Genomic DNA, 11,634 nt, shown 5'->3' with positions numbered 1-11,634 from the left:
GCCTATAATTCCGTGAATCCATAGATGAATTAACACGATATTCCATATCATCTCGTGATATCACTTCTCGAGCATTACCTTTCCCCATATAGTTGTCCTGCTTTGCCGAGGAACCCCGCGACAAACCCATTGCATCCGGTATGTGGCCGCCTGTGACAGGGGAGAAGCCCATGGCATCTTCACGATGGAGAAGCACTCGTCTCGCACTCGTCGTTCTGCTCACCGGCATCCTGATCGCGGGGTCCCCGGCCTCCCTGGGCACCGCCGCCGCCACGACGAGCGGAAACGCCCCGGTGAGCGCCTCGGACGCGAGGAGCCTCGACGACATCAACGAGGACATTCGCAGCGCCCGATACATCATCAACCAGTTCTGGGCGACACACTGGTCGGAGTTCTTTCCCGGCCGTTATTCACCACCGCGCGTTCTCGGCGCGTACGACGGCGCGTGGGGCAACGTGCCGACATGTCAGGGATATCCCCTCCCCGATGACAACGCCCTGTACTGCTGGCCGCCCTACGACTTCATGGCCTGGGACGTCGACCTCATGCGAATGGGGTATCGGCAGGGGGACGCCTGGGTCTATCTGATCATCGCGCACGAATGGGCCCACGCCGTCCAGGCCCGCATCCCCGAGAGGCTGCTGTCCCGGCAGCTCGAACTCCAGGCCGACTGCCTCGCCGGGGCGACGCTCTTCGGAGCCGGCGAGGACGGCACCCTGTACTTCGAGACCGGCGACACCCAGGAGATCGCGGCGGCCCTGCGCGCGCACGCCGACGACACCCCCTGGACCGACGTGAGCGACCACGGCACCGCCGCGCAACGCCTGGGCGCCTTCAACCGGGGCGCGCGCCAGGGCGTGGGCGGATGCTTCGCGTGACACGGGCGATCCCGGCACGCGACCGCGCTCACGATCCTGCCCGCGAGCGCGACCACACCCCTGCTCACGGCCGTACTCACGGCCACGACCGTACTCACGAACACGAGCACGAGAACGCCCTCGCTCACCACGGCGCTCACGGCCGTCAGAGCACCCGGTCCATCGCCGGGTAGGACCCCGGCCGGGGTGATGGAGGGGTCATCCGGGCCGGGGTCACGAACCTCACTCGCCGGACCAGGCGCGATCCTCACTCTCCGAACCGGGCTCGCGCGCCCCGGCCACCCGACCCAGGGAACGGGCCCACTCACCAACCCGGGCCGCGAGCCCGGCACGCGTGTTCATGGCCCGCGTGCGGGTCTCCCCTCCCGCACGCGGGCCCGAGCCCGCGCGAGTCCCCTCCTCCCCGCGCGGGACGCGGATCTCGTCCTCACCCTTCCGTACGGGGCCCGCGCCTGGAGCCGACCTGTCCTGTACGGGAAGCGGAGGCTCAGACGCGGCTACTTCCGGCACGTTCCATCAGGGCGGCCAGGCGGTTCGCCCGTTCGGTGTCACCGGCGTGCAGGGAGGCGGTTCTGGCGATCTCCAGCGGTTCCATCGCGGCCGGGATGCGTCCCGCGTCCATGAGGAGGTCCGCCCACTCCCCGGCCACGGCGGCCAGGTAGTCGTGGTCGGCGGCCTGGGCGTTCGCCGAGCGGGCCAGCCGGTGGCGGATCGTCACCGACTCGGCGTAGGCGGCGATGGCCTCCTCGCGGCGTCCCAGCGCGGCCAGCTGCCAGCCGAGACCGTGCAGCGCGGTGGCGAAGGCGACCGAGTAGGCGGGCGGGTTCTCCGTGGCGAGCCGCCGCCGGATCGAGACGGCTCTCCCGCTGTGGGCTACGGCGTCCTCCAGCCGCCCCAGTGACGCCGTCCGCTGGGCCAGCGTGTGCAGCGCCATCGCGAGGCTCGGCTCGTGGGCCGCCGGGTTCCGGGCGGCGAGTTCCTCGTAGATGCCGACCGCCTCGCGGGCGGCGTCCAGGGCGGCCTCGAGCAGGCCGATCCGGCCCAGGTCGCAGGCGAGGCCGTTCAGCGAACCCGCGAGGTGGGGCAGGTACTCGTCGGGACGGGTCTCCGCCAGCTCGCGCCTGACGGCCACCGCCTCGCGTCCCGCGCGGACCGCGTCGTGCCTGCGGCCCAGCCGGACGTATCGCATCGCCGTTCCGGCCAGGCACAGGGCAAGGTCGGGAAGATAGGTGTCACGATCGTCCCCGGCCAGCCGCCGGGTGATCTCCAGCGCCTCCGCGCTCGCGGCGAGCGCCTCCTCGTGGCGTCCGGCGGCGGCGAGCCCGCTGGAACGACGGTTCAGCGACAGGGCCAGGTCGCGCTCGCGGTCCGCCTTCACCGGGACCTCACCCCGGCGCCCCGGCCCGCGAACCGGAAAGGGATGGCGTTCATCGAATACCTCCAGCGTGGAGACCTCCGGCTTTGGCCGTGGGGAGGAGTCGCGGACGGTGTGGCGGACCGGCGGGACAACCATCGATCTCGGCCGGTCGCGCGGCGGAACGTGTGGCGCGGCCCTGCGAGGCGGGAGGCCCGGCCCGTGAGGGGTGGAATCCCCCGGCTTCGGCCGTGGAGAGGAAGTCAACCGTTCTCCTTGAGGTGGGGACTTTCCTTGGGCGGTGTGAACGGGATCCGTCCCGCCCCTCCCGGCCGAGCCGGACCAGACCGAGCCGGACCGGGCCAGGCCAGGCCGAGTCCATTGTTTTGGAACGCTCCCATTCGCGAGGTGACGAGCCCCCGGAGGGACCCCTCACCCGGCTAGGCGGGGCTGCGCGCCGGGACCCATCTCGTCTCGGCGGTTGACCCCCTGTCCCGCCGCAGGTCGAGAAGGGCGTCGGTGTCCTTCCTCCCGGAAAGCCGCCCGGCGCCCGGCGGGCCGTCCGGCAGCACCTGCCAGACGGGGTCGCGCTGGATGACCGGCAGGTCCCGGTCGCGCTCCCCCTCGGGGAGCGGTGTCCAGAGCGTGCGGACGCCGTGCTCGTTGACGAGCCTCAGGTGCGTACGGCACCCGGGGCAGCGGATCCCTCCCGTGCCGAGCTCCTCGCGTCGCGCGGTGAAGTAGCCGTAGTGGTCCACGCCCCGCTCGTCCCACGACAGGTCCATGTGCCGGTCCCAGTCGACCTTCGCGGCGGCCCTGCCCCGGGGAGTACAGACCGGGCAGGGCACCCGCATCTCGTCCCAGAAGCGTGAGATCGCCAGCTCGGGGTCGTGCCGGCCGACCCGCTTCACCGTCCCGGTGACGGCCTCTCCCCCGCCCGCCGGAGGCCTGCGGATCTCCGGGGCGGTGGTGATCGGGTCGGCGTGGTTGATGAGCCTGGCGAAGCGGTCGGCGTGGGCGTCGCCCAGCACGGGGACGCCCAGGACGGTACGGGCGGTGAGGTGCTCCAGCCGCCGGATGCCGCCCGAGGGCCGGGCGGCGTACGCGGAGGTGATCATGGGCGGTTTGGGGCCGCGCGGCAGCAGCCACAGCGTGGCCAGCAGCTCGCTCACCGTCCAGAACGACGAGAAGTAGTCCGGCGCGGGATGAACGATGGACCTCCCCGTCGCGATGATCTCGTACATCAGCCGCGCCACGCCCTCCCACATCTGCTGCCGGGTGACCACCTCGGCCGGGTAGGAGTACTCGCGGGGCGGCACCATCCGCACGGTGACCGAGTGCGCCCGCTCGAAGCCCGCGCGCCACTCCTCCGCCTCCCGCCGGTGGTCACCGTGGAAGCTGAGGAAGTAGTCGGCCGGGTTGTCGAACATCCAGTAGTGCTCCCGGGGTTCGGGCAGGCGCGGCGCGGGCGTCCGGACCGTGCCCAGCACGCGGCGCAGGCGCCGTTCCAGCCACTCGCCCAGATCCGGGTTGCCCAGGGTCCCGCCGTGGGCGGGGGCGTGGCAGGCGCGGGTCAGCACGTTGCGGGGCAGCGGGGTGCGGCTGAGGACGATGCTGCCGGGGTCGAGTTTGGCGCGCATGTTGAAGGCCGCGTAGACGTCCTCGGGCCCCTCGACCGAGCAGTCCCACACGACGAAGGTCGACGCCCGCTGCGCCGCGAGCGCGGTGTCCTGGCCCGCGCCGGGAAGGGCGACCGCCAGGCGGACCCCCAGCCTCGCGCACATCGGCCGTATCCAGTTGTCCAGCAGGTCGTGGCCGCTCTCGGTCGGCGGTACGAAGACCGTCATGGTGGCGTTCACGCGGCGGCCCCGGCACACCCCGCGCGGCCGTTCCCTCCGGCCCGCCCGACCGGCGCGTCCTGCTTTCCCCGCGTGCCCCGCGCGGCCCGTGGGGCACGCGGGGCCGTCATGATCGGTGACCGGCGGCGCGCGCGGCCCGTCGCCGGTCGGCGGCGGTGTTCCCTCCCTAGGTGGGACGTGGTGCCCATCTGATGTTCTCCCCCCTGCGTGACACTCCGTGGACGGCTGCCTCCGGCGCCGGCGGGCACACGGCGCCCTCTCGCGCGATCATCCGTCCAGGTGGGTTTCCAGGAGGGTGACCAGCTCGATGACGCCGTGGAAGGGGACGGGAGGCGCGGAGTCATCGGCTTCGACCGTCCCGGCGATGTGACCGGTGGCGGTCCTCTGGACGTCGATGGTCAACCGCATTCCGGCCTCCTGTCGGCGGCGCCGCTCTCCCGGCGCTCTGGCAAGCGCTCACGGTAATCGCCGGGAACCGGGAAGGCGTCCAGGTACCACCCCTACGGATGACACGACAAACCTTGACATGCCCGACTCCTGTACCCCGACATGCGTGTTTCCCGTACGAGGGCCCGTACGAGGGCCCGTAGGAGGGCGCGGTCGCGCAGCCGTTTCCCGCGAGCCGGATGCCGCGGTGCCGGTTACTCGCCGGTTACTCGCCGGTCACTCGTCGGGGTCGGACAGGACGGCGCGGAGCTCGCGCCGGTTGCCGACGTTCAGCTTCGCGTAGATGCGGTTCAGCTGCGTCTCCACGGTGCTGGTCGTCACCGAGCGCCGCTGCGCGATCTGCGGGGTGGTCAGGCCCTCGCACACCATCGCCACGACCTCGCGCTCGGCCCCGGTGAGGCTGCTGAAGGCGGCGTTGGGGCCGTCCACGGAGAGCCTGAGCTCCGCGGCCGTCCTCAGGGCGAGGTCGGCGTAGGCGGCGGCGCCGGTGCGGTTGAAGGCGACGAGCGCCCGCCTCAGCAGCCGCTCCGCCTCGGCGTGACGGCCCCGGGCGTGCTGGGAGCGCGTCGTCACCAGGTCGATCCTGCCGGCCTCGATCGGCAGCCCCACCTCGCGGGCCAGGGAGAGAGCCTCCTCGCACTCCCGTACGGCACCCGCGTGGTCGCCCCGGGCGGCGGCGATCTGGCCCCGCACCCTGGCGATGGACATCAGGGTCGAGAGGCGCCCGCTCGACGCGGCCCTGTCGGTGAAGACGCCCAGCGCGACGTCCGCCTCGTCGGCCCTGCCGAGCAGGGAGAGCGCGTCGGCGCCGATCGGGCCGAACAGGTGGGTGCCCGGCTCCAGGGAGTCGTAGTGCAGCTCGATGGCCTCGGCCGCGCTGAGCAGCCGATGGACGTCGCCCTGGGCCTGGGCGATCGCCGCGCGCGCGCCCGCCGCGTAGGCGAGACTCGCCCTGCTCTCGACGATCGGCGCCCAGTCCGCGGCCTGGCGGGCGTGCTCCTGCGCCTGGTCCCACTCGCCCCGGGCCGCGCGGGGGTAACAGGCCAGGGAGTGCAGGATCGCGTAGTCCCAGACCCGCTCGTTCTCCTCGGCGTCGCCGACGGCGAGCCGGGTGAACTGGACGGCGTCGTCGAGTTTGCCCCGCCGGTACTCGACCTCGCCCAGGAAGCCGAGCGCCTGGCCGACCCGCAGCGCCTCGCCGCGCGTGGCCCGCGCGACGCTCTCGCGCAGGTCGGCGGACGCGCCCTCGAGGTCGTCGGTCCACAGCCGGATCATCCCCCGGGCCACCAGCCCGTCCAGCCCGGCCACCGAACCCGGCAGGTCGGCGTCCACCAGGGAGGCCAGCGCCTCCTCGGCCCGTCCGGCGAGCGTCCAGCCCAGGGACTGGGCGAACCAGGCGAACGCGCGCACCCACGGCTCGTGGCTGCCCGCCGCGACGGCCGCCGTGCCGTACTCGACCATCTCGGGGTAGGAGATCTCGACCACCCCGATGATCGCGAGCTGGGCCGCGATGCGCGCCCGCAGGTCCGCGGGCGCGTGCGGGCTCTCCGGCCTGTCGTGCCCGACGGCGCCGAGGGCCTGGACCAGCAGCAGCTTCGCCTCCGCGACGCGCCCGGAGATCAGGGCCTGGTAGCCGGCGACGTAGTCGCGCCAGGGGCCGCGCGGCGCCGCGAGGATCTCGCTCTCGTAGCGCCGGGCGACGGTGGCGTCCCCGGAGACCAGCAGGGTCTCGGCGGCCGTCAGCAGCCGGGGCAGCCGGTCGGGTCCCGGCGGGGTCAGGTCCGCGGCGTGGCGGGCGTACACCGCCGCCAGGGGGAGCCTGCCGCGCGACAGCAGGAACTGGGCCTCCTCCTGGGCGAGCGCGGCGAGCTCGCCGTCCGTGCCACCGCCGGACGCCGCGATCCCGTGCCACAGCGCGCCGGGCCCGCCGAGCAGGGCGGCGCTGCGGTGCAGCGCGCGGCGGCGCTCGACGCCGGAGTCGTAGTAGATGCGGTCCCAGACGAGCAGGGTGGTGAACGCGAACTCCTGCGCTCCCGTACCGGGGATCTCCTTGACCAGCCCGGCGCCGGCGGCCTCTTCGAGGGGCGTCGTGACGTCGGCGACGCCGGAGAGCGCGCGCAGGTCGGCCAGGCCGAAGCGGCGGCCGAGCACCGCTGCCGCGCCGACGACCTCGCGGGTGCGGCGGTCGCACGACGCCAGCCGCGCCACGACGGCCTGCGTCATGCCCCGGGGGGCGGGCAGCGGGCCGTTGCCGAAGTTGATCGAGTGCATCTCCACCTGGTCCAGCAGGAGGACCGAGTGCAGCGCGTTGCCGTCGGTGTGCTCGTGCAGCCTCCTGGCGCCGGAGGGGGTGAGCCCGTCGTGGCCGGTCGCGACGGCGAGTCTCACGAGATCGTCGGCGGGGAGCCCGTCGACCTGGAGCAGGCGGCCCTGCGCCGAGTCGAAGATCCGCTCCCAGCCCTCGTGGAGCTCCAGGCGGGGGGCGTCCGGTACCGCTCCCGTCGCGTACCCGGGGGCCTGGTGGACGATCAGGAGCATGACCTGGGCGTTGCGCAGGCGCCGGGCCGCCAGGCGGAGCGCGGCCATCGACTGCCGGTCGCCGCAGTGCGCGTCGTCGACGACCACGATCAGCGCGTCGGCGGCGGCGAACTCCGCCGCGAGGGCCTGCCCGATGAAGGCGGCCTCGGCCTGGCCCGACAGCGTCCTGGCGAGCGCCGGGGTCGGCAGCTGCTCGGCGATCTGTTCCAGCACTCCCCAGGGGTGGGCGAGCGCGTCCTCGTCGCCGAAGGCGCGGACGGTCCGCACGCCGGGCACGGTACGCAGGAAGCGCTCGACCAGCTCGGTCTTGCCGATTCCCGACGCCCCCCGGACACCCACGATCCGCGCGTCACGGCGTCTGGCCTCCCCCCACGCCTCGCCGAGGAAGTCGAGCTCCCGCTTCCGGCCGATGAACAACGGAGAGGTTCTGCCGTGCAACGCAGCGCTCCCTTTCACGATCTTTAATGTTCTTGACGGCGATTATGGGTCAGGAATCAACCTATCGGCACGGATTTCATCTGAATATTCTTCACGAAACAGATCCGAACTAATTTCACATCGTCCGGACACCCTCTGGATTCCCGCACCCACGGAACGTTTCGGGAGCAGGCTGCGATCACCCGGACACGCTGGGAATCCGCCGTACGGGAGATCCGCAGCCCTGCTCCTCCCGGCTCCGACCTGGCTCTCACCGTATTCCATACGGGTTTTCCCCGGAATGGGAACGATCCACTTCCCAGGAAGGGGATGACGGTTCACGGATACGGTTGGCCACGAAAAGGTCACGGTCATTGATTTCCGCACGTGCACTCTGGATTTCGCGCGATCGGCGATTTCTGCGCTCGGTAAGTATGCGATGACACGAAGTGTCCAATACCTCGCACATTACGCGGGGAAGCACACCGCGGATACGGTGTGCGATTTCCCAACCACGGTCCGGGGCGCCCGCCCGCGGCCGGGCCGTTCCGGGCGCCGGGCCCACGCCGCGCGACCGGGGCCATACCGGGCCCATGTCGCGCGACCGGGGCGGCGAACGCGAGGAGGTCGCCGAAGGGAGGAGGTCGCCGGAGGTACGGGCGGCGCGGCCCGCCGGGTCCGGCCCCCCACGAGCCGGACCCGGACGGACGGTGGCCGGACGGACGGTGGCCGGACGCGCCCGGCCCGGACACCTCGGACACCTCGGAGCCCGGCGCCCCGGCACCCGGCGTCGCGGAGCCGGGGCCCCGAGCCGTGCGGGGCGGGGGTCGTCATGCCGCGAAGGCCGTACCGAGACCCATCCCGCGCGGCGGAGTGGCCCGGTCGTAGTATTCCAGCCACTCGGTGACCGGCCCGGCCGCCACGCTCAGCACGCCGACGACCGGGACCTCGCCGTGATGCCCCCCGGACGTCGAAGACGTCGAGGCGCTCCAGGAACGCCCCGGCCGTCGATCACCCCGGCGCCCGCACGTGCGGGGTGAGCCGCTCCAAGCCGTCGGCGGGGACGACGAGGACAGCAGGGACGGCCAGGACGGCGAGGCGCTCGCCGATGGCCTCGCGTCCGCGCAGGGTTTCCCGCGTCACGCTGCGCGGCACGCCGTCCGGTGCGAGCAGCCCGACCACGCGGCCCCTGCCAGTCGAGGTCGTCCCACGCCTCGGCCATGTTCCGTACCGCCGACACCGGCCTCCACCGCACGCGGGCATATACCTCCCGGATGTCCTCGGACGCGCGGGCAGGGTCCGGCCCTCCAGCGGGCGTGGTCCCGCCCCTCAGCGCGCGCGGGCGCGGTCCGGCCCCTCAGCGCGCGCGGGTGTAGGTCAGCTCGAAGTCGAGGTTCCAGGTCACGCCGTCCTCCGACATCTCCCACCGCCCGTCCACGGTGTCGCCGTCGGCGCTCAGCGTGCCGGTGAAGCGCTGGTTGAACCCGGGCGCGTCCCGCCACATCGTCCACCTGCCGTCGGCGAACGTCATCCGGTAGACCCGGTACACGCCCCGGGCGTCGGCGTACAGCATGGTGAACTCCCCGGCCGTGTCGTCGAGGCCGATCAGGGCGGTGGTCGGGAACGGCGCGTGGTCCCGCCACGGGTCCGGTGTGGTGGGCGGGATCGGATCGGTGTCGGAGTACTGGCGCAGGAACGCGCCGCCCTCCTGCCAGGCGAACTCGGCCCACGCCGAGCCGACGCCTTCGACCTTCGGCTGCACGGCCCACCGCCCGACGAGCGTGTCGAGCCGTGCGAGTGCGGGATGCCTGCCGTCCATCTCCGTGTCCCTTCGGTTGACGTCCCCACACGCTACCGACGGCCCATGACAGAAAAGGAGCGAGGACCCCCGAAGGGCCGGACCGACCTCGCATCCCGGCACGGTGTCCCGGCGGCGTCCCAACGGTGTCCCGACGCGTCCCGATGCGTCCCGACGGCGTCCCGGCGCGGTGGTCGCGCCGACCCCAGGGCGCCGGTCCCGGGGCACCTGTCCCGGGGCACCTGTCCCGGGGCACCGGTCCCGGGGCGGTGGTCCGAGGGCGGTGGTCTCGACGCGGCGTCCCGGTGCGGCGTCACCGTGCGGCGTCCCAATGCGGCGGTCCCGCTAATCCCGGGGCGGTAGTCCCGCCGCCTCCCCTGCTCTCCGTGGCGTAACCGAAAGAGCCTTCCCGGGCACCATGACCGCGGGCCGCCACAGGGGCGACGATCGACAGCCCGCGCTCATTCGGGAGGACCCGTCGAGGCACCATCCCGATCTGTCACTGCCTGCCCCTGCCTGTCCTGGGCCGGTGTGCGCGGGCACGTACCTCCGGCAGCGCGACCGTCAGCGAAAGGACGCTCAATGCCCTCGCTCTTCCGCCACATCACCCCGGTGCCGCCCGAGACCGCCACCGGACAGGTGGCCGCCGTCTACGAACAGGTCAACGCCGAGTTCAGCAGCATCGGCCCGGCGGTCATGATGATGTCCCCCGCACCAGAACTGCTCGCCCCCGGCTGGGCCCTGCTGCGCGAGTCGCTGCTGGCCGGGTCCGTTCCCCGCCGGAACAAGGAGGCCGTCGCGGTCTCCGTCTCCCAGGTCAACCGTGCCGAGTACGACATAGCCGGACACCTAATCTTCCTGGAGCTGTCCGGAGGCGGCGACGTCGCGCAGGCGCTCCGCCACGGTGACGACCCGGCGGACGAGGAGGTCGCGGCCGTCGTCCGGTGGGCGAGGGGCACCGGCACGCCGGGCTCCGCGGCCCCGGGGGCGCCGCCCGTCCCCGAGGCGCTCGCCCCGGAGTACATCGGGACCGCGCTGGCGCTGCACTTCGTCAACCGCATGGTCCTGATCCTGCTCGCGGAGCACCTGCTTCCCGGCGGCATGCGGGAGTCGGACACCGCGCGCCCCTTCGAGGGCGCGCCGATCGCCCGCGCCGTCGAGCCGCGCGCCTCCGGCGACGGCCTTCTCCTGCTGAAGGACGGCGACGCGGGACCCGCACCCGCCTGGGCGGGGGAAAGCTCCGTCGGCCCCGCGTACGCGGCACTGCGGGACTCGGCGGCGAAGGGCGGGTTCCTGCTGTCCGAGGAGGCTCGCGCGGTGGTACGCGACACCGTCGGCCGTCACCTCGGCGGGTATCTCCCCGCCGACGACGGGTGGCCCGCCACCGCGCTCGACACGCTGACACCCGGCGACCGGGCCGGGGCGACCCTCGCGATCCTCGCGGCGCTGGCACCGGACCAGATCACCGAGGACGACGTCGCCCGCTGGCGTACCGACCGGTACACCGACCACTGCCTGCTGCACCTGCTCGCCTTCGGCGCGATGGTCGCCGTCGAGCGCGTCGAGGCGGGCATCGGCCGGGCACCGGCCACCGGCTGAGCCCCGGCCGGTTCCGTCAGCACGCCGGCCCGATGGCCCGAGCCCGCCGTCCCGGCCCAGCACGCCGGAACGGATGGACCGAGCCCGCCGTCCCGGCCCGGCAGGCCGGAACGGCGGGCTCGGCCGATGTCGAGGACCGCCTTGCCGTGCAACCGACGGCCGAGGAGAGCCTTGACCGCCTCCGCGGCCCTGTGACCACCAGGGCGTGGGTCCCGTTCAGTTCCGCTGTCCGGCCTCGATGACGACGGGCCGTTCGAAGACGGTGCGCAGGACGACCGTGGAATTGGTGTGTGAGATCGTCGGAATCGCGCGGATACGGTCGAGCGCGTCGGCCAGCTCGACGGTGGTGCCCACCCTCATCTTGATCAGGTAGCAGTCCTCGCCTGCCACCTCGTGCACCTCCAGCACGCACGACTCTCGCTCCAGGGCCGCGTTGACCTCCGCCTTGGCCCCCGGCTCGGAGCTGAAGCGCAGGGCGACGAACGCGGCCGTGCCCGCGCCGACCTCCGCCGGCTCGACGATCGCGCGGTAGCCGGTGACCACTCCGTCCCGGGAGAGCTTGTCCAGCCGGTCGCGTACAGAGGGCTCGGACAGCTCCACGAGCGCGGCGAGCGCGCGGACCGTCTTGCGTCCGTCGCGGGAGAGCTCCGCCAGCAGGACGCGGTTGACGGCGTCCAGGGGCTGCACAGGCATGAAATCCTCCGATAGGCTCTATATATAAGGGAAACAGAAGAGAATACCTTA

The 11,634-nt window shown here is 72.7% G+C and carries 9 protein-coding genes; 2 read left to right on the top strand and 7 right to left on the bottom strand.

From position 1 onward, the window contains the following. Nucleotides 1-170: 170 nt before the first annotated feature. Nucleotides 171-878, top strand: a complete 708-nt coding sequence (locus ABT053_RS24760) for a neutral zinc metallopeptidase (protein WP_350971717.1) — start codon at nucleotides 171-173, stop codon at nucleotides 876-878. A 487-nt stretch (nucleotides 879-1,365) separates the two neighbouring features. On the opposite strand, the gene ABT053_RS24755 is transcribed toward ABT053_RS24760, so the two are convergent. The 6 genes from ABT053_RS24755 to ABT053_RS24730 all read right to left on the bottom strand — a co-directional run bounded on the left by ABT053_RS24755 (nucleotide 1,366) and on the right by ABT053_RS24730 (nucleotide 9,312). Continuing rightward, nucleotides 1,366-2,256, bottom strand: a complete 891-nt coding sequence (locus ABT053_RS24755; protein ID WP_350971716.1) for a tetratricopeptide repeat protein — start codon at nucleotides 2,254-2,256, stop codon at nucleotides 1,366-1,368. A 416-nt stretch (nucleotides 2,257-2,672) separates the two neighbouring features. Next, complete coding sequence (locus tag ABT053_RS24750; protein WP_350971715.1) at nucleotides 2,673-4,091, bottom strand: hypothetical protein; 1,419 nt, start codon at nucleotides 4,089-4,091, stop codon at nucleotides 2,673-2,675. Nucleotides 4,092-4,358: 267 nt separating this feature from the next. Beyond that, complete coding sequence (locus tag ABT053_RS24745; RefSeq protein ID WP_350971714.1) at nucleotides 4,359-4,499, bottom strand: hypothetical protein; 141 nt, start codon at nucleotides 4,497-4,499, stop codon at nucleotides 4,359-4,361. 255 nt (nucleotides 4,500-4,754) lie between these two features. Then, complete coding sequence (locus ABT053_RS24740; protein WP_350971713.1) at nucleotides 4,755-7,514, bottom strand: AAA family ATPase; 2,760 nt, start codon at nucleotides 7,512-7,514, stop codon at nucleotides 4,755-4,757. 990 nt (nucleotides 7,515-8,504) lie between these two features. Continuing rightward, a complete protein-coding gene (locus ABT053_RS24735; RefSeq protein WP_350971712.1) occupies nucleotides 8,505-8,675 on the bottom strand; it encodes a hypothetical protein in 171 nt (56 codons plus the stop codon). 175 nt (nucleotides 8,676-8,850) lie between these two features. Beyond that, a complete protein-coding gene (locus tag ABT053_RS24730; protein ID WP_350971710.1) occupies nucleotides 8,851-9,312 on the bottom strand; it encodes a hypothetical protein in 462 nt (153 codons plus the stop codon). Nucleotides 9,313-9,873: 561 nt separating this feature from the next. Between ABT053_RS24730 and ABT053_RS24725 the strand changes: the two genes are divergently transcribed. Then, complete coding sequence (locus ABT053_RS24725) at nucleotides 9,874-10,890, top strand: carboxymuconolactone decarboxylase family protein (RefSeq protein ID WP_350971709.1); 1,017 nt, start codon at nucleotides 9,874-9,876, stop codon at nucleotides 10,888-10,890. Between the two features lie 216 nt (nucleotides 10,891-11,106). Here the strand turns inward: ABT053_RS24725 and ABT053_RS24720 are convergent, their stop codons facing one another. After that, a complete protein-coding gene (locus ABT053_RS24720; protein ID WP_350971708.1) occupies nucleotides 11,107-11,583 on the bottom strand; it encodes an Lrp/AsnC family transcriptional regulator in 477 nt (158 codons plus the stop codon). Between the last annotated feature and the right edge of the window lie 51 nt (nucleotides 11,584-11,634).

Origin of the sequence: Streptosporangium sp. NPDC002524 (assembly GCF_040295985.1) — a bacterium.
In the GTDB taxonomy this organism is placed as follows: domain Bacteria; phylum Actinomycetota; class Actinomycetes; order Streptosporangiales; family Streptosporangiaceae; genus Streptosporangium.
The sequence above is the reverse complement of the archived record's forward strand: the minus strand, read 5'-3'. Positions and strand labels throughout refer to the sequence as shown.